Annotated in this window: 15 protein-coding genes and 1 pseudogene; 4 read left to right on the forward strand and 12 right to left on the reverse strand. The window is 44.2% G+C overall.

The genetic code is table 11. From position 1 onward, the window contains the following. Positions 1–118: 118 nt before the first annotated feature. Positions 119–298: pseudogene (locus tag C8268_RS23440) on the forward strand (transposase); the annotation flags it as partial. Between the two features lie 152 nt (positions 299–450). On the opposite strand, the gene C8268_RS00920 reads toward C8268_RS23440, so the two are convergent. The 5 genes from C8268_RS00920 to C8268_RS00945 form a co-directional block, all read right to left on the reverse strand. Next, entirely contained in the window at positions 451–1,533 is a 1,083-nt protein-coding gene (locus C8268_RS00920) for a lactonase family protein (protein WP_234032636.1), read from the reverse strand. Between the two features lie 663 nt (positions 1,534–2,196). Continuing rightward, positions 2,197–3,474 (reverse strand): 2-oxoglutarate dehydrogenase complex dihydrolipoyllysine-residue succinyltransferase, encoded by a 1,278-nt coding sequence (gene odhB / locus C8268_RS00930; RefSeq protein ID WP_106765933.1) that lies wholly within the window; start codon positions 3,472–3,474, stop codon positions 2,197–2,199. A 5-nt stretch (positions 3,475–3,479) separates the two neighbouring features. Beyond that, the gene (locus tag C8268_RS00935) at positions 3,480–6,356 is read right to left on the reverse strand and encodes a 2-oxoglutarate dehydrogenase E1 component (protein WP_106765934.1); all 2,877 of its coding nucleotides are present in this window, start codon (positions 6,354–6,356) and stop codon (positions 3,480–3,482) included. 223 nt (positions 6,357–6,579) lie between these two features. Then, positions 6,580–7,452: a DUF72 domain-containing protein gene (locus tag C8268_RS00940; RefSeq protein ID WP_234032637.1), complete on the reverse strand. Its 873-nt coding sequence runs from the start codon at positions 7,450–7,452 to the stop codon at positions 6,580–6,582. A gap of 74 nt (positions 7,453–7,526) precedes the next feature. Then, the gene (locus C8268_RS00945) at positions 7,527–8,453 is read right to left on the reverse strand and encodes a Gfo/Idh/MocA family protein (RefSeq protein ID WP_106765936.1); all 927 of its coding nucleotides are present in this window, start codon (positions 8,451–8,453) and stop codon (positions 7,527–7,529) included. A gap of 166 nt (positions 8,454–8,619) precedes the next feature. Between C8268_RS00945 and C8268_RS00950 the strand changes: the two genes are divergently transcribed. Together C8268_RS00950 and C8268_RS00955 are read left to right on the forward strand one after the other, a co-directional pair. Further along, positions 8,620–8,940, forward strand: a complete 321-nt coding sequence (locus C8268_RS00950) for a hypothetical protein (protein ID WP_106765937.1) — start codon at positions 8,620–8,622, stop codon at positions 8,938–8,940. Positions 8,941–9,133: 193 nt separating this feature from the next. Then, on the forward strand, positions 9,134–9,760 hold the full coding sequence (locus C8268_RS00955; RefSeq protein WP_106765938.1) for a LysE family translocator: 627 nt from the start codon (positions 9,134–9,136) through the stop codon (positions 9,758–9,760). A gap of 21 nt (positions 9,761–9,781) precedes the next feature. On the opposite strand, the gene C8268_RS00960 is transcribed toward C8268_RS00955, so the two are convergent. The 6 genes from C8268_RS00960 to C8268_RS00985 all read right to left on the reverse strand — a co-directional run bounded on the left by C8268_RS00960 (position 9,782) and on the right by C8268_RS00985 (position 17,659). Then, positions 9,782–11,158: an amino acid permease gene (locus tag C8268_RS00960; RefSeq protein WP_106765939.1), complete on the reverse strand. Its 1,377-nt coding sequence runs from the start codon at positions 11,156–11,158 to the stop codon at positions 9,782–9,784. 165 nt (positions 11,159–11,323) lie between these two features. Further along, positions 11,324–12,778, reverse strand: coding sequence for a PTS transporter subunit EIIC (locus C8268_RS00965; RefSeq protein WP_106765940.1), 1,455 nt, complete (start codon positions 12,776–12,778; stop codon positions 11,324–11,326). A gap of 343 nt (positions 12,779–13,121) precedes the next feature. Further along, on the reverse strand, positions 13,122–13,622 hold the full coding sequence (locus tag C8268_RS00970) for a PTS sugar transporter subunit IIA (RefSeq protein ID WP_106765941.1): 501 nt from the start codon (positions 13,620–13,622) through the stop codon (positions 13,122–13,124). Beyond that, complete coding sequence (locus C8268_RS00975; RefSeq protein WP_106765942.1) at positions 13,622–14,509, reverse strand: PRD domain-containing protein; 888 nt, start codon at positions 14,507–14,509, stop codon at positions 13,622–13,624. The genes C8268_RS00970 and C8268_RS00975 overlap by 1 nt, the downstream gene beginning before the upstream one ends. A gap of 256 nt (positions 14,510–14,765) precedes the next feature. Next, positions 14,766–17,048: a CHASE3 domain-containing protein gene (locus tag C8268_RS00980; RefSeq protein WP_106765943.1), complete on the reverse strand. Its 2,283-nt coding sequence runs from the start codon at positions 17,046–17,048 to the stop codon at positions 14,766–14,768. A 233-nt stretch (positions 17,049–17,281) separates the two neighbouring features. Continuing rightward, positions 17,282–17,659, reverse strand: coding sequence for a DivIVA domain-containing protein (locus tag C8268_RS00985; protein WP_106765944.1), 378 nt, complete (start codon positions 17,657–17,659; stop codon positions 17,282–17,284). A 226-nt stretch (positions 17,660–17,885) separates the two neighbouring features. On the opposite strand from C8268_RS00985, the gene C8268_RS00990 reads away from it, so the two are divergent. Further along, the gene (locus C8268_RS00990) at positions 17,886–18,335 is read left to right on the forward strand and encodes a TraR/DksA C4-type zinc finger protein (RefSeq protein WP_106765945.1); all 450 of its coding nucleotides are present in this window, start codon (positions 17,886–17,888) and stop codon (positions 18,333–18,335) included. Between the two features lie 251 nt (positions 18,336–18,586). Here C8268_RS00990 and C8268_RS00995 read toward each other — a convergent pair whose 3' ends face one another. Then, the gene (locus C8268_RS00995) at positions 18,587–19,591 is read right to left on the reverse strand and encodes a Gfo/Idh/MocA family protein (protein ID WP_106765946.1); all 1,005 of its coding nucleotides are present in this window, start codon (positions 19,589–19,591) and stop codon (positions 18,587–18,589) included. Positions 19,592–19,603 lie beyond the last annotated feature (12 nt).

Genomic DNA, 19,603 nt, shown 5'->3' on the forward strand with positions numbered 1-19,603 from the left:
TTGCCCCCGAATATCCTGAATTCATTTTACAAGGAAGATATATCGGGAACAAAGGCGACCGCTACCGCTTTTCCAGAATTGCTTCGTTCTCTTTCGCTTCTTCGTGCGTCTTCATAATAAAAGAATCATTGAGCCGGAAAGTATGTTTAGGCAAATGAAAAACAATCGAGGATTCAGACGTTTTCTGCTTCGAGTGCTGCAAAAAGTGAGCCTTGAGGTCGGCTAGCTTTCGCTTGCCCATAATTTGCACAAGAAGGTAGCAATAGACCAAAAAGCAAAAATAGCGGTGCAGGGATAACCTCCTTAGCACCGCTATTTCTTTATTTTTTGCATAATTTACTCATCAAGTGAGTGTCTCGTCTAGTGAGTAGAGCTACCATAGGGAAAGCCTCTTTATCAAAACTTTTAGTCCCAAAGATGAAGTCAATTTATTTGTATCCTGAGCCTGCATCACACTGTAAACACAGCTGGTTTAACACATACCGGTTTCGATTGTTTCATCGTTTTTCCGGTAAACTGCAGCGTTCCGTTATCAGAATCAACCTTGTATAATACTAGATTATTCCCATCCCGATTCGCTACAATCATGAATTTCCCTCCAGGCATCAAGGAGAAATGGCGCGGGTGACCGCCTTCAGTGGAATTATACTGAAGCGGGCTTAGCTCACCGGAACTTGCATCCACGGAAAAGACGACTATACTGTCATGTCCACGGTTGGAGCCATAGACGGTTCGTCCATCTTCAGAAACGGCTATCTCTGCACAATAGCTTTCACCTTTAAAATCGTCAGGCAGCGTAGATATCGTCTGGAGCATTTCCAGCCGTCCTTCTGCTGATATATAACGGAACACCGTAACTGTTGAATTTAATTCATTAATGACATAGGCAAACTTTCCGTTCGGATGAAATGCGAGATGCCGCGGACCTGAACCTGGTGTAAGCTGGGTCTCACCATGAAACTCCAGTTTTTTATCACTCTCATTAATGCGGTATGCGATAATTTTGTCCAAACCCAGATCCTGAACGAATATGTATTTCTCATCAGGGCTGAAAAATGCGGAATGTGCTCTAGGCTGCTGATCCGCATTTACACGGTGTCCTTCGTGATACTGCTCATCCAATAGCTCAGCTGCCACACCGTGATCATCCAATGCTATTAAGCTAACCCGACCTCCATGATAGCTTGAGACGATCAAATATTTATCATTCGGATCTCGCTGAATATGACATGTTGAGTTGCTGCTTCCGTGAGTGCGATGCAACTGATTCAGTTTCCCGGTAGATGGATCGAATTCAAATGTTACCACTTCACCCGATTTTGTACCGTTCTCTGACACTTCCCCAATCGCATACAAACGGTTTCTTACCGTGTCCACATTTAGAAAAGTAGGATTCTTTATACCTGAACTTTGATCCAGCAGCTGTAATTCACCGCGATCTTGATCAAATGAATACACACAAATACCGTTCTCATCCGCTTCAGCATATGAACCTGTAAATACTAGTGTCCGATTCATCCTGGCTGTTTCCATTTCTATAACCTCTCCTTTCACATTCCCATCTAAAATAGATGGACATGAACACTTCACTCTTCATGTTACACTTCCCCGTTCACTGAAATCAATCCCAATTCCTCGTGGATGAGAAAACAAGCTTATCTCTTCATATAAAAATGAAATAAAATACCTTTATCATCTTCTTCAAAGAGAGACGAAGGTATTTTATTAGAAAAACTTCTATCGAAGTCTTTCGAGGATGAGCAACCGCGGTTAAAGGTTGTTTTTATCGCAAGTAAGAACAGCCGAAAGGCGCAATCGCTGGCCTTAAGTCACCTCTAACGTTTAACTACACGGGCAATCGCCTGTCATGCTTAACTGCAGAAGTACATTCAAAATGAGGTTGTTTCGATTTTAAGAGCAACCAAATGTAAAAGTGCAGTTAAAATCCAATCTTTTCGCCAAGAAGGTTAAATCAAGCGGAATCAAATGTATTTTTGCAGGTAAACTCCCCAAAAAAGAAAACACGGCTGGTTTAAATGCACTTTTGCAGGTAAAGAGTAAATTTCGCGCCTTAAGTGCATCGTTTAGGTGGAGGATAACGTTAACGCCATTCAACTATGCTAAGATAGTTCCACTATATTTAAAAAAGTGCCAGGCAGAACAACTTCTGCCTGGCACACTTTTCATGTTTTTTTATTAACCTTCCAACAAGAGAGATTCCGGATCTTCAAGCAGTTCCTTCACTGTTACTAGGAACTGTACGGCTTCCGCTCCATCAACGATACGGTGATCGTACGAAAGTGCGATGTACATCATCGGACGATTCTCAAAACGTTCTTCATCAATCGCTACAGGACGAAGCTGAATCTTATGCATACCCAAAATACCGACTTGTGGCGTGTTCAAAATTGGAGTCGAAAGAAGCGATCCAAATATACCACCATTCGTAATCGTAAAAGTTCCTCCTTGCAGTTCGGAGAGAGATAACGTATTATTGCGAGCCTTTCCAGCCAAGTCTACGATCTCCTTCTCGATCTGTGCAAAGCCCAGACGATCAGCATCACGAACAACCGGTACAACTAGACCTTCTTTAGCAGAAACAGCAATGCCGATATCATAAAACTTTTTGACAATGATATCATTGCCCTCAATTTCTGCATTGAGCAGTGGAAAACGCTTAAGAGCTCCAACCACAGCTTTGGTAAAGAAGGACATAAACCCTAGGCCTACATCATGCTTTTCCTTGAAAGCTTCTTTCCGGCGCTTGCGTACATCCAGAATGGCTGTCATATCCACTTCATTAAATGTAGTGAGCATAGCCGCCGTATGCTGAGCTTCCACCAGACGATTGGCGATCGTCTGACGGCGACGGGACATACGCGTACGTTCAGTCGGCTTGGCAGGATTCTCAAGTTCCGCTTGAGAATCCGCTGCCTGAGCAGCTGGCTTGCTTCCACCTGCTGCCGGCTTACTTGAGCCATTACCGTGATTTTTCACATCGTCATGGTAGATACGACCGATCGGGTCGCGGCCCTGTACCTGGTCCAGATCAATCCCGCGCTCACGTGCAAGTTTGCGTGCAGCAGGAGAAGCCAGTGTGGCAGAACCATCTCCGTTTTCTGCCGGAGGTGCCGGCGATTTAGGCTGCTCTGCAGGAGCAGCTTTACTCTCGGCCTCCCCAGATGCAGGTGGCGGAGTTTCAGATGCCTGCGGCTTCTCTTTCTCACTGCCTGCTCCTTCCTGTGGGGAAATTTGACCGATCACTTCTCCGATCGTTACATTATCCCCTTCCTGGCGAAGGATTTTTTGCACAATACCGTTTGCCTCCGCGCTAATTTCCAGATTGACCTTATCGGTTTCCAACTCGAGCAGAACATCACCGATGTTAACGCTATCCCCTTCTTTGACATGCCATTTAAAAATCGTTCCTTCGGTGATGGATTCGCCCATTGCTGGTACAGTTATATCGTTCACAGCCGCTACCTCCCCAATGAGATATGTTGATTTATAGTTTTGCGATTAAGGGCAAAATTAATGATTGTTTGTTGTTCATACAGATGCACATCCTGGTATCCGCTCGCCGGGCTTGAACGCTCCGGACGTCCGCAATAACTAACCTCGATACCTTTCGGTGCGATTTCACGAATTCTCGGTTCCATATAACTCCATGCGCCCATGTTCTGCGGCTCTTCCTGAACCCAGAGGATTTCCTTCACATTGGAATATTTTTTCATAATCCGTGAAATTTCCTCTTTTGGGAACGGGTACAGCTGCTCTACACGAAGCACATGCAGCCATGAATAGTCCTCATCCTTCTGCTTATCAATTGCTTCTTCCAAGTCTACAGCTACTTTCCCCGAGCAAAGAACAAGACGTTCTACCTTTTTCGGCGATTTTCCAAGTCCAGGCTGCTCAATCACTTCTTGGAAGGAGCCTTCACTGAATGAGGTGACCGATGATGCTACCCGCGGATTCCGAATCAAGCTCTTAGGCGCCATCAAAACAAGCGGACGAGCATCTTCCGTATTCACGATGGAAGCCTGTCTGCGAAGCAGATGGAAATACTGAGCAGAACTTGTCAGATTCGCAACCGTCCAGTTGTCTTCCCCACTAAGCTGCAAAAATCTTTCAAGTCTGGCACTGGAGTGCTCCGGTCCCTGTCCTTCATAGCCGTGCGGAAGCAACATCACAAGACCGGATTTCTGCCTCCACTTGGAGCGTCCGGATGTAATGAACTGGTCAATAATTACCTGGGCGCAGTTCGTGAAATCACCATACTGCGCTTCCCAAATGACGAGTGTCTCAGGTGAATATACATTATATCCATACTCAAAGCCCAACACGGAAGCCTCGGAAAGCGGGCTGTTGTGTATAGCGAATGAAGCTTTGGCATGTGACAAGGTATGCAGCGGACAATAAGTCGCACCATCCACTGAATCATGCAAAACAAGGTTACGATGTGCAAATGTTGCACGCTCGGCGTCTTGTCCTGTAATTCGAATCGGCTGTCCATCCGCAAGAATAGAGGCAAATGCTAATGTTTCCGCATGTCCCCAATCTACTTTACCGCCAGCCTCAAGCGCAGCTCTCCGGCGTTCAAGAATTCGCTTAAGCTTAGGATAAACCGTAAATCCATCAGGCCATTGAAGCAGCTCCGTATTCATGGCACGCAGCGTTTCAACAGACACAGCTGTCTTAACTTTCGGTTTACTGTTGTCGCCGGACGGATTTATGCTCAGAAGCACATGATCTATCGGCTCCTTCGATTTCACGCTTTCATAGGAATCCATCAAACCTTTTTGAATTTTAGCCTTGATTTCATCCGCATCCGCTTGGGTAATAACCTTATCATTAATCAGCTTTTTCATATAAAGGTTAGTGACCGTATCATGCTGTTTAATCTTCTGGTAAATAAGCGGCTGTGTCGTTTCCGGATCATCTGTTTCGTTATGACCGTATCTGCGATAACCTACAAGATCAATCAGGAAATCCTTCTTGAACTTGTTTCGATATTCGCTTGCCAGACGTGCAGCAGCAATACATGCCTCCGGGTCGTCGGCGTTGACGTGAATAATCGGAATTTCAAATCCCTTAGCCAGGTCGCTCGCATATAATGTGGAGCGCGAATCCTTACCTTCAGTTGTAAAACCGATCCGGTTGTTCACGATGATGTGAATCGTACCCCCGTTACGGAAGCCTGGCAATTTGTTGAAATTGAGCGTCTCCGCTACAATGCCTTCACCAGGAAATGCAGAGTCACCATGTATTAAAATGGTAGCCGCCTTGTTTACGTCCTGTTCCGGGTATCCTGGTTTGCTGCGATCCTCTTGGGCTGCCCGAGCAAATCCTTCAACGACCGGATTGACAAACTCAAGGTGACTTGGATTGTTCGCTAGTGTGATACGAACTTCATGTGCATCTTTTTCTTTCAAAAAGCGATCTGCACCAAGGTGATACTTCACATCACCAGTCCAGCCGTAATTAATACCCATGGACCCTTCAGAAGGCACCAGATGTTTGTTCGGTGAGTTAAGGAATTCCGAGAAAATCTTGCTATAAGATTTACCCAGAACATGAGCAAGCACATTCAGGCGTCCCCGGTGAGCCATGCCCATCAAAATAGAGCTCACATCCGCATGGGCCATCTCCCGCACAATTTCATCCAGCATCGGGATGAGGGCATCGTTGCCTTCAACGGAGAAGCGCTTCGCGCCTACAAACGTGCGATGCAAAAACTCTTCAAATTGTTCTGCTTCCAACAATCTCTTCAGCAGATGTTTCTTCTCGTCTCCGCTCAGCGGAGGCAGATTCATTCCAGATTCGGCCTGGCTGTTCAGCCAGTTCCGTTCTTCATCTTCATGTACATGACTGAATTCATAGGCGATCGTTCCTGTATATATTTGATGCAGCCTTTGGATCGCCTCCCACCCATTCTTCACATCGCCGGGAGCTTCTTCCCAAACGACTTCTGCAGGCAAGGCTGTCAAATCCGCTTGGCTGAGTTGATACGTTTCAGGTTGAAGAAGACGGGTGTCCACTTTATTTCCGATTCCTATCGGATCGATGTCTGCGGCAAGATGACCGTAAGTTCTGATATTCCATACCAACTTACCTGCATCCACGCCTTTTTTCAGTAGATTACGGTCGAGTGTACCGCCGGACACCTGCGTATCCGCTTTCTTTTCATTGTTTGGCAAAGATGGGGGAGAGCCCCAACTAGCAAACAGCTCACGATATGCCGGTTCCACAGATTGTGGATCTTCGAGAAACTTTTCATACTGGTCTTGAATATACCCCAGATTCGGACCGTGATATTTTTGCCATGGTCCGTCTGTCATTCTGTCAAGGGTCTTCATCGCTGACTCCCTCCGTCAGATTATTTTGATAGTTCATGGACGGAAATTCTACTTACGAATCCATTATAATACAATTGGTCACTATACCGAAAATAGTCTTTTTATATAATAATCATCTCATAAACAGATGAATTTGCGTCAATTTCGTGACGTTTCTGTTATCAAACATCAAACTTTCTTAAATGGCTGTCATTTAAAGGTTTACCACCCATTAATATACTCATTATTCCCATTCCATCTGTCTGATCGGTACGGGACCCGTATCTTGTCCAAGGAGCTCCATCAACTGCTTTGCATTATTTGCAGCATCCCCGCCAGAATTGTTATTAAAGATCAACCAGCATTCTTTCGTTTTCTGCAGTAAAGTAAAAAGATTTTCCATCCACTCTTTCAGTTCCTCAGTACTATAACGGTACAAATACCGAACCTCGCGCCAGTTGGACTCTCCACTGCTATGCCAGCCAGAAGCGTTGCGCCCGTGAAGGCGAATCATCGTAGCATATTCCTGTGTCGGTTCCAGGACGACCGGAACAGAGCCGATCCCCGCTTCAGGCTCGTCCGCAATGCTGTGAATCCAGCCCTCTTCCTGCATGAATTGCAATGTCTTATCCTTATATTCCGCTGTAAACCAGCTCTGATTGCGAAATTCAAGTGCGACCGGAAAACCAGCCATCCACTCCCGCGTACGCTTTAAAATTTCAACATGTTTTCGCTGACAGTCAAACCAAGGCGGATACTGGAACAACACCGTCTTCAGCTTGTTCTGCTCCATCAACACATTCACTGACTGTTTAAAAAATTCAAACATTTCCTTTGCATTCGCATAAGGATTTTTACCTCGCGAGTGACCTGTCATCCCCTGATAGGCTTTGACGATAAAGCCAAAATCATCCGGCGTTTGCTCACTCCATTTCTCCATCCTCTCCGGGGCCGGAATCGCATAAAATGAATTATCCATCTCAATAATCGGGAAATGCCGCGTGTACGCCTTTAACTTATCTGCCGCCTTGGTTCCCTCTTCATAAAGATCATCATGATCTCCCCAGCCGGACAACCCAATGCGGATACGATTGACCATCTCTCCCTCTATCAGCATCGTAATCCTCTCCATCTCCACTTAACATTAGAACCGTTATCTTTCATTATTAACCCGTTATATTAGATTTAAAATCAAATATGCCAAATAGAAGCTCCATTCTCTTCGGCCTTTTTCACGATCATTTCACACAGGCGATGAGTTTCGAGTGCTTCCTCCATAGAAGGTATTTGTTGAACCTCCCCTTGAATACAGCTGAAAAAATGCGCAATAATGTCATCAAACCCACGTCGTTTCAATACAGATTCCCAGTCTCCAAATTTCAAATGCTTCTCTTCTCCTTGACTGAGATGAATTGTAGTGTTAAGATCCCGAACCATGTACTTGTGGCCGGAACCGATCACTTCGAGACGCTCTTCCGTCATTCCGCTGTCCCGGTTCATAAGGCCAATTGCTGTAAAGCCATCTCCTTCAAGCTTAATCATGACCTGAATCAGCAGCCCGTTCTGGATCTGTGGAGATATCGATATATCACGAACGGCTCCAGGAGACAAATAGGAAATCGTATCAACGACATGAATGAAGTCGTCGAATATGAAGCGACGTGCATAATCCGGCAATTGAACACGGTTTTTTTCCATAAAAATAAAAGTCCGGTTACCCACTTCTTTAAGTGCAGACACCGTTGGAGCGAACCTGCGATTAAATCCGGTCATGAGCTTGCAGTTTTTTTGGCGCGCCAGCTCTGTCAGAGCCTTGGCTTGTTCATATGTATATGCAATCGGTTTATCCACATAAACATGAATGCCCGCATTCAGCAGTGATTCCACAATGGAAGGATGCGATTCGGTTGAAGTATGGACAAATGCCGCCTCGATGCCCGTTTCAATCAGTTTCTCGATCGTTGATGCTGTTTGCGATATCCGGTATTTTTCTTGTAAATGCCCAAGAACCGTTTCATTTCTCGTAGATAACACCCATTCCACTCCCTGAATTCCCATCATCACCGGCAAGTACGCTTTTCGGGCAATATCTCCTAATCCAATCACTCCTACTTTCATATCAAAATCCTCCTTTTTCCTTAATATCCTTTCTTCTATTATAACAATGATCACACAACAAGGATGATATCGGCACTAAAGTAAATTCATTGATTGGGCAACTTATTTGGGCCCAGACGCCTCTTTGGCATCTAGAGGAATTTTTTTCATACTGGAAAGATTTCATTTGAATCACAGAGCGGCATTTCCAAGCGCCCCTTCATATGAAATCGAATCCATTGAAAATGAAATGCTTCTTCTTGGGGCTAAATGTGTATTATTGACGGTCTCTTCTGAAAACGTGGAGCAAAGAATGCAAAGTAGAAACCCTCACGAATGGAGAAGCAAATCCGAAAACGAAGTTAGGAAATCAGCAGAGGAGTTTATACAAACCCAATCAGAACTACGTAAACAATCCAACTTATCGATCCTACCAACCATAGAAATAAATACGGATCAGAAGGATTGGATTGCATATGCAAACCAGATTATGGATTTTATCGGTTGATTTTTCCTTCTCATAGGCGGCCTCGGTTCATTTATAACCTTTTGAGCTTCTTGTTACAGAGAGCAGTGTTTCTTTGAAAAACAGGACTAGGATTGATCATTTTCAAACATCCAGTATTACCATGATATCCATCTGAATATAATGGGTACAAGCTCGAAGGAGCAAGTGATTTTGCTAGGATGGGAGGGAAGTTATGAGTCTTTTTCTAAGTTATGTTTTTCTGGGACTATCTTTGTCCGCCCCGGTTGGTCCCATCAATGCCGCTCAGCTCGACAAGGGTTTAAAAAAAGGCTTCTGGCATGCCTGGCTGTTCGGTTTGGGTGCTGCCTTGGCGGATATCCTGTATATGACACTTGTATATATGGGCGTCGTTCATTTTTTGAGTACGCCATTTATGCAAACCTTCCTTTGGTTTTTCGGTGCCTTCGTACTGATTTATTCCGGGATTGAAAGTATCATCAGCGCCGGCAAAGTAACGATAAGCTCAAACCGGAAAGATGATTCTCTGCTGTCAACCATGTTATCCGGTTTCCTGATGTCTTTGTCCAATCCGATGACGATTTTATTCTGGCTTGGCATCTATGGCTCTGTTCTGGTGAAGATTGCTGCAGATAGCGGTACGGGACAGCTCCTATTCAACAGTGCTGCCGTTATTTTTGGTGTTCTGATTTGGGACTTTTTCATGGCATGTATGGCGAGTACCTTCCGTAAATATTTGAGTCATCGCGCGATCACGATTATATCTGTCATCTCCGGGCTTTCCTTGATCTTTTTCGGCATTTACTTCGGCTTCAGGGCTTTCAAATTGTTATTTTCCTAACGAAACCGCTTGGGGTAAAAGCTAGGATTTTTTCGCTTCTTTCTCTGCTTTTCGCCATACAGACTGCATAAACAACAATACGACAGCAATAATCGCAATAAAACCGAGACTGATCCAAAATCCAGGACGGCTGGTTGTATGAAATAATGTTCCACTGACAGCAAGTAAAATAAGCAACATCCCTGTATATCTCTTTACTTGACCCCATACGGTCAACTCCAGGTTTCTTCCTGCTGAAATCAGAATAAAGAACCAATTATACAGCAGCATTAGTCCCGCCGCAGTCGTTAAGTATTCATAGATTTTGGCAGGCATAAGCAGAGACAACACAATTGAAGCGATCAATCCTGCAGCTGTAAGCGCCAAAGCTAACAACGGCGTTTTCCGTTTAAACCATTTGCGGGAAAACAGTTTAGGTGCATCGTGATCTTCAGACAAAGTAACAATCATCGTTGTTACGGCATAAAGTGACGCTACCATCGTTGAGAAGCCGGCAATAATAAGCACTGCATTAAATACATGGGGAACAAACGGAAGATCGTAAGAAGCTAGTGCATAAACAAACGGACTTTTCGTTGTCGGAAACTTGTTCCAAGACGCCATTGTTACTGCGGCAGCAAGCGACAATACATAGACTACCGCCAAAATCAAAATCATTACTTTTCCAGACTTCGGCGCATCTTTCGGATCTTTAAGCCTGACAGCCATCACCCCCATCACCTCTATGCCTCCAAACGCATAAAAAGCAAATATAAGGGATGACCATAGCCCAAATATGCCAGTCGGAAAAAAAGCAGACGTTGTCAAAGGAACTTCAGGTTTAGTTCCACCTTTGATCCATCCCATCAGAGCGGCTGCTGCGATAACCAGAAACATGACAATAGCAGCAATTTTAATAATCGCCAGTATATTTTCAAGCCGATCAAAGCCTTTGTTCCCTAGCCAGATAACGAATAAACCCAAAACTGCATACCCTGCTGCAAACAGCCACATCGGCACAGCCGGAAACCAAAAGCGTGAAAAAATCGCAAGCGCAGTCATCTGGCTGCCCATAATGAGCACCTCTGCACACCAATACATCCAGCCTGTTGAAAAGCCGGCCCAACGTCCATGGGCCTTTTTCGCATATGTACGAAATGATCCTTTTTGCGGATCATCGACGGTCATAGCTGACAATAGGTCAAATACGATAAACGTACAAAATGCAGCTAGCACATATGAGATTAAAACGGCCGGACCACCCAGTTTAATGCCAAAAGCTGAGCCAAGAAAGTAGCCTGTTCCGATCGTTGAGGCTACCCCCAGCAACGACAATTGCCACCATTTTAAATGTTTATCCTGTTTGACTCTTGCTTTCTTAACTGAGGCGCTGATGTTAATCCCTCCTGTATTATCCATAATTAAGCAGTCTGTTTCATTATGTACCGAATTCTATGTGCATTATCCGCCCTGTAAGCAAAAAAGGTCGAGTACGGGAGAAAACTCCCCCAACTCGACCTTGTTTTTTAACCGTCATCCCACAAATAATAAAAATTTTCTTGGGGGACAATCCCTTAATATCTTCTATAACATTTTCTTAATATCATCCTTTATCGATTCAGCCTGCGGTCCAAACACGATCTGCACAGCGCCTTGCCCCAGACGCATAACGCCGGAAGCACCTAGTTTTTTGAGCTCGGATTCCTTAACAGCTTTATCGTCCTTAACTATAAGGCGCAAACGCGTAATACAAGCATCGATGCTCGTAATGTTATCAGGTCCTCCGATATGCTCAAGAACTTTGGCCGCTTTCGATTCCGCTGATACTGGAGCCGATTTTCCGGTAGCTGGATCCACTTCTGTCTCATCCTCATCATCTTCACGCCCCGGTGTTTTTAGATTCAACTTCACGATGATGATGCGGAACAAGAAGTAGTATACCAAGCCGAATGCCAAACCAACAGGAATGAGCATCCACGCATTGGTGGATAATTTCAAGTTGACGAGAAAGTCAATCAGACCGGCCGAAAAAGCGAAACCTAAATGTACATCCAGCAAATACATGACTAAACCTGATAGACCTGTTAAAATCGCATGCACTACATACAATACAGGTGCAAGGAACATAAATGTAAATTCAAGCGGCTCTGTAATACCGGTCAAAAACGAAGCAACTGCTGAACCGATCACAAGTGAACCGACGATTTTACGTTTAGATGGCTTCGCCGTATGAACGAAGGCCAATGCTGCTGCAGGCATCGCAAACATCATAATCGGAAAGAATCCGGACATAAACATACCTGCCGTTGGATCGCCAGCAAAGAAACGGGACAAGTCACCCTGGACAACTTCGCCGGCAGCGTTTGTAAACTCACCGATTTGGAACCAGGCAATCGTGTTAAGAACGTGGTGCAGGCCAGTAGGAATTAATAATCGGTTCGCCGTACCAAATATAAATGCTCCGATTCCACCAAGCTCTACAACCCAGTTACCGAAAACGGCAATAGCAAGCTGTATTGGGTACCAGATCATGCCGACCAAGGTAGCTAAAACCATTGTAGTGACAGCCGTAATAATGGGTACAAATCTTTTACCAGCAAAAAAACCGAGCCAGTCAGGCATTCTGATATTATGGTACTTGTTATACAAATACGCAGACCATATACCTATCAAAATACCCCCGAGTACTCCCATATTGAGCTTTACATCATCCGCGATAAATGACATTTGCAATGGTATTCGGGCTAAAACACCTTCCAAAACCAAATATCCAATCAAAGCAGATAAAGCGGCAACGGCATCGCCGGCAAAACCGATGGCAACCCCGATAGCAAAAATCAATGCGAGGTTTCCAAAAATAACCGCCGCTCCGGCACCCATAAATGGTGTTACATATTGATTCAGAAATGCACCAACGGCACCAAGCGGAATATCCTTCTGATAGTCAATGAGTGCGAGTCCTTGCAAAATACCTGCCGCAGGCAATGTTGCAACCGGCAGCATCAGTGACTTACCTAGCTTTTGTAACTTAGCCAGCATGTCAATCATCCTTTCCGTTTTTAACTTTCAGAAACCGTTTACATAAGGTGTCGAGTGAATGACTTGTTGTTCATTTTTCACCCCTTTGTACCGAACCTTCTATCGCTACTCCTCCTTGTTATGGGAAGTTCATTAACATTTCAAGGCGAATGATCTCTGAATATTGTCACTTTCAAATCTTAGCCCACAAAAAAAGCCAAGAAGAATGATGACTACATAAACGTAATCACGCTCTCTTCTTGGCTCATGCCCAAATTCATGGTAACACGCCTTAAAACGTATTCATTTGATGATGCTATCTTAAATCAGTGCTTTATTCTTTGTCAATAACAAAATACACAAATCAGGAATTCAGATTGATGCTAAGCACCGAGTCTGAGCCAGCAGTCACACTGCCTGTATGTTCTTCAACAGTAGAAGCGAGCTCATCCGCATTCGTTACGATGACCGGGGTTACAATCGGATATCCGGCAGCCTTAATGGCATCAATGTCGAATTCGATCAGTGTTTGACCCGTCTTTACAACATCTCCTACATTGACATAACTGGTATAACCTTCACCCTTCAGACCTACCGTATTAATGCCAATATGAAACAGATACTGAAGTCCTGTCGCTTTCTCCTCCAGCATAACGGCATGCTTTGTTTTAATCACATGCACGACCGTTCCGTCAAATGGAGCTACCAGACGGCCCTCTGATGGTTCGATGGCAATTCCTTTCCCCATATGCCCTGCAGCAAATGCTTCATCCGGCACTTGAGACAGAGACACAGCCTGACCTGTAAGGGGGGCTTTCACCTCTACTTTGTTCACATCCTTCTTTTTTTTCCAGCGATCAAACATTAAAATTCCTCCCTAGCTTGTCTGTTTTGTTGTGTCCGTCCCCTAAACAACCGGTACAGATGCATGGCCAAGAAGCATACTTCCGCTTCTGGAATAGATCTGCCAAGATCATTTTCCATCTCTTCGGCAAGACGCTTCGCCAGTTCATATTCACTCGTAAATTTAGCTTTGATCTGTTCTGCAAACGGATTGTCAATATTGGCGGATTGTTTGAGAATCCGATCCACGGAAAACCGTAAATGCATGAGCAGCCGAACATGGTCCATACTGCCATTCTTGAATTTCATATCACGCTCACTCTCGATGATATGAACGAGTCGCCCCACCATATTGGAGGCCTTTACGAGCTGCCCGACAGGAACATGACTTACAGCTGAATACACATGATACGTTAAAAAACCAACCTCATCTTCTGGAACCTGTATATTAAAAGTCCGACTGATCATTTCTGCGGCATTCGAAGCGATTTTATATTCTTTCGGAAAACTGATTTTTGTTTCTTCCAGAAACGGATTGATAATATCCATTCCTTTCCGGATGCGGTAAATCGTAAACTGAATATGGCTAGGCAGCGCAAGGTATACTTTGTCATTTAATTTACCCGGGAATTCTGTGGTGATACTGTTCAAGATTTCATCAGTAATTTCGAGGACCTTGGGATCAAAGTCTTCCAACAGATGGTGATACTGACTCCACTGTTCTCGATCTTCCAGCTTAAACAGCTTCTCGATGCGGGGATCATCCGAAATGATCGTGTCACCAATCTTTGTTCCGAATCCGATTCCTTTGCCTAATATAACGTACTCTATCTCTTTTTTGGCGCCTTGAACCATTACGACATTGTTGCCGATAACCCGGATGACCTTAAACGTTTCCGCCCCGCTCATGCGCATCCCCCTTTCTTATTAAGCTTTTAAACCGATTCTCGTTAGAAGGATTCATAAATAATAGAAAAGCCAAGAAAAGACCTTTTCTTAAAAAGGCTTTTCTTGGCTCATGCCCGTAAACGGTAACACGCCACACTGTGTGGATGATATAACCATCATAATGCAAAACAGTTATACCGTCAACTTGCTGTCGAACCAATTAATATTTTGTCTACACTTAGCGTGTTACACCGAAAATATTACATTCATCTGTCTATTAGTGAGATGTTTTCTCGATTGTAGCCGCCACTTCCGGTACAAGAAACAAGTTTCCACTATGATCTTTACCTGTATTCATCGGCAAGTAGAGTGTAAACCTGCTTCCTGCTCCTTCTTGACTCTCCACAGTGATATGTCCGCCTAATAATTTTGACAATTGCAAGGAAATCGATAGTCCAAGACCAGTACCGCCAAACTTGCGTGCTGTAGCGCCGTCTCCTTGACGAAAGGCTTCAAAGATAGATTTCATATTTTCATCTGATATTCCTATCCCTGTATCTTCTACCGTAAAGGCAATCAGACCGTTATCTGAGGAATAATTATCCGTATTCAAAGATTGTACGATTCCGATCGAAAGCTTTACTTTACCTTCATCGGTAAATTTTATAGCGTTAGACAGCAGATTACGTAATATTTGATGCAGCCTCATGCTATCGCTGTATATAACATGAGGAATATTGGAATCCATCTCAATTTCAAGGGAAAGATGCTTATTCTCCGCCATTTTTTCAAAATACCCCCGCATCACTTCCGGAAGCTCAGTCAGATTCACCCAATCCATTTCAATTACCATTTTCCCTGCTTCAACTTTAGACAGGTCCAATATATCATTGATCAAGCTTAGAAGCTCGCTACCTGATTTATAAATGATGGAGGCATAATTTTGCTCTTCCTCTGTCAAATGTCCCTCCTGATTTTCTGATAAAATCTGGGATAAAATCAACATACTGTTTAACGGTGTGCGAAGCTCATGTGACATATTGGCCAGAAATTGTGATTTATACGTCGAGCTTTGCTCAACCTGCTCTGCATATTTTTCCAATTCCTTCGCTGCCTGTTCTGCGGCATCTTTTTGCGCTTCCAGCTGTTCATTTAATATCTTCGCTTCAGACGCATGCATTTGAAGCTCTACAGTCTGGGATTGAAGTTCCTCTGTCTGGACCTGTAATTCTTCATTTAAAGCCTGAGCTTCCCGGTATAACTGCTGGATCTCCATCTTGTTCAGCATTGAATTCATCGCAGCGCCAAGCACTTGAAGAAGCTGGTCCAGCAGCTGCCTTGACTCTTGATTCATCGGTTTGAACATCGCCAATTCAATGACACCCAGCACATGATCCTCAAACATAATCGGCGCTACCAGCAAGCTGGAAGGCTCCGAATCACCCAGACCAGACTCGATACGTACATAATTCGGGGGAATATCATCAATATATATAAATCGTTTTTCGAGCATACACTGCCCTACAAGACCCTCCCCGGGAGCAAATCGGTCGCGAACCTTGTCCCAAGGCTCACCGTCCGGGTCAGCAAAGGCAGCTGCTTTTACCAACTCCGTATCATTTCGATTAATAAACAGCGCAGCATACGGAACATTCAGAGCACCGGCAACTTTATAAATAAAGAACCGTGCCAATGTATCCAGCCGATCCGCACTCTGAAGCAGTGCAGACATAATCGTAACCTGATCTTTGATCCATGCGTGACGGCTAACATTGTCCAGTAATTTATTCGTATTTTCAGCCAGATCGAGCACTTCATCACGGGTGTTCACTTTGATTCGCTGACTAAGACTGTCACCATCCGCCACTCCGTCAGCTATATCGGAAATCATCTCTGTGACCTGGCGAATAGGTTTGACAATGCTTTTGGATATAACAAAAGCAGAAAGAATCGTAACGAATGCGACGGCTGCCCATAGTAAGTACATGCTGATCAGCAGGTTATCGTTGCTATTCTTGATGGCATCAATACGCTCAGCGGTCAATTGTCTTTCCGTATTGCGAAACTCGGTAAACTGGCTGCGAATCATTTGCATCGCCGGCTGCCCGGGATCATCAATAAAAAAATGCAGCGCTTCTTCATCCTGCCCTGCCCGCTTCAATCGAACCGCCGGCTGCCCGGCAACCTCGATCCATTTATTAATGTTTTCTTTAATGTTAGCCAGATTAGCTAACTGAGTCTCACTATCGGAAATCAACTGCTGTAATTTATTATAATTCATCTCCCATTGGGATAAAGCCAGTTTAAATGGTTCCAGATAGGCCGGATCTCCGGTAATGACAAAACCGCGCTGTCCCGTCTCGAGCTCAAGCATATTTTTTTCAATTTCATGGGTTAGATTGTGAACTTCAATATCACGCTGTTCGATAAAATCCGCTTCCTGCTGGAGAGAATTTATTCGACCAGAAACAATCAACAGAAAAAGACCAAGACATACTAATACAAGCACGTACCCAAAAATAATCTTGGTACGAATTTTTATTTTCAGGCTGTTAGCCAAACTGCCAACCTCCCTATTTCTTCAATTCTTATATACCCATATAGTAATTGTTATAATTTTGGTTTACAAGGTAAAATATACCCTCTCTATTTCGTGACTTTGGACACAGGTCCATACATCATAAGGCCAAGATAATCAAAAAAATCAACTTCAGCATCCATATAAGAAAACCACGATTCACCTTATTAATAAGGCAAGTCGTGGTTTTTATGTAAATACAATTCTATTAAAAACTAATCAATGAAAAACTGCTGCTCCGGTCGAATTCTTTTCTTAAGCAACGCAAGATCGGCCTCCAGCTTAAGGACGACTTCTTCAATTGCTTTCGGATCAATTCCCGGGCGTTCCGGTTCGGGCCTTACCCCGGCTTTCAAATCACGAATCATGATCTGCTGTTCCTGCCACTTATCCATCAAATCCGAGATGGTAGCATAGAAACGTTCGTAATCCTTTATCACATCGTCCAAGAACGAGTCAACTTCTTCCGCATCATAGCCCCGCAATTTATTCGAGAACTCTTTTTCATGGATAGACAGAGCGTCCAGTTGAATGCCCAGTTGTCGGAAAAGTTTCTTTTGTTTATCCAATCGGCGTTTCATGTGTTCATCCATTGTCGTATACCTCCAAATATTGGTGCATCACCTTATTTTCGGTCCTGCCCCTTCTTTTTTTATATCATATTCAGAAGCCTTATAAAACCATTTCGCGCTTTTTTGGAGGAAGTTCCAAAAACCTTTGAAACCCTTGCAAAATCTGATTTTGATTGCATACATCCACTTTGGGGTAAGGGGATTAAAGATGGTGCAACTAATCAGATGTGTGAAGGAGTGTATTCATATGAAGCATTTGAGTGATCGCCAGCTGCAAACGCTCAAACGCAGTTTAATCACCGAGAAGAAACAGCTTGAACCGTATGATGAAGAAAAACCGCAATTATCTGATTCCCTGAGCGATTCCACAGGAGAAATCAGCACTGCTGACAATCACCCGGCGGATATCGGTACCGAAACGTTCGAACGCGGGCGTGATATAGCTATCAACGAAACATTAAGCGATGTACTGATACAAATCCGCGATTCCTTACAACGTATGGAGGATGGAACTTACGGCATTTGTGATACGTGCGGCACTGAAATTCCATACGAGCGTTTGGCAGCACTCCCCTATACAATCTACTGCATTGAGCATGCCCCTGATCGGCAACTAACGGATGAGAGGTCTGATCAAGGAGAATATTATAACACCTTGACCAAGCAGCCGACAGCAGACAAATGGCCGTTTTCATAACGTCGGGGCCTAAAAAGGACCACTGAAAGTATGAAGCTGCAACATCTTAAGCTGTTATCTGGATTGGCGGATAAAGAAAATAGAGTGAAAGGGTGCGCAGGATCAAATCACCTTGGGCACCCTCTTTTTTATGAAGCCGATTCCTCCCGAATATTCGTGGTAAAGAATTTTCTCGCACATCTGTATTATACCCTGGAAAAATTCATTTTCCTCTTCCTCTGTTGTCATATAGAGTTTATTAGATCAAAAGATCAACCAATGACAACCCTTGCAGATGTTCGGGCCGATTCACGACAAGCGTCTATCACCCTCATATTATAAATGGAGTCTTCCGGATCAAAGGGAAGAGGAGTTCCATCGAGTATAGCCGCGGCCAAGGCATCAGCCTGAAGTGCAAAGTGATTATGAGCTCCAAGCTTTTCTTCCCGAGTTCCTTTTGGCGTGTGTATCCATATTTGAGCCTGATCCTCCATCCGTTCCCAGCCGAATGCAGAAGGCAGCTCAATCCTTCCTTCCGTTCCTGAAATCTCCAGGCAGCACCGCGAATATGCCCACATCCCACATTCAAAAGTTAGCGCAAGGCCATGATCAAACTCCAACAGACCATGCGTCATCATGTCCACTCCATCATGTTCTTCTGAATAAAATGCATGTGCCGTCACAGCCCTGGGCTCCATTTGATATATCATCCGAGCCGCAGAAATCGGATAGCAGCCGACATCATAGATCGATCCTCCCCCCATTTCTCTGCTGTATCTTACGTTTTCCTTATCCGCAGCATTGTTGAAAGTAAAGCTGCCGTGTATGCTTCGGATTTCTCCAATTTCCCCACGTTCGATAAGCTCGCGAACCCGTGCATGTTTTGGGTGGTAACGATACATAAACGCCTCAGCAAAAACAACTTTATGTTCCCTGGCAGCATCGACCATTTGACGCACTTCAATTTCATTTAGAGCGGCAGGCTTCTCGCATAACACATGTTTTCCAGCCTTCATCGCCTTGATCGACCATGGCTTGTGCAAATGATTAGGAAGCGGTATATAAACTGCATCAACATCAGGATCATCGAGCAATTGCTCATAGGAACCGTAATAGACTGGAATGTCAAACCGCTTGGCAACGTCCTCGGCCTTTTTCTGATCTCGACTGGCAATGGCGGCTACCTCACAGCGTTCTGATTTTAGTATACCGGGTATCATGGAATTTCTGGCGATTCTTGCTGTACTCATAATACCAAAGCGCAGTTTTTTTGCCATGAAGTGATTCCT

It is taken from the genome of Paenibacillus faecalis, assembly GCF_900289175.1.
Classification (GTDB): Bacteria; Bacillota; Bacilli; order Paenibacillales; family Paenibacillaceae; genus Paenibacillus_AQ; species Paenibacillus_AQ faecalis.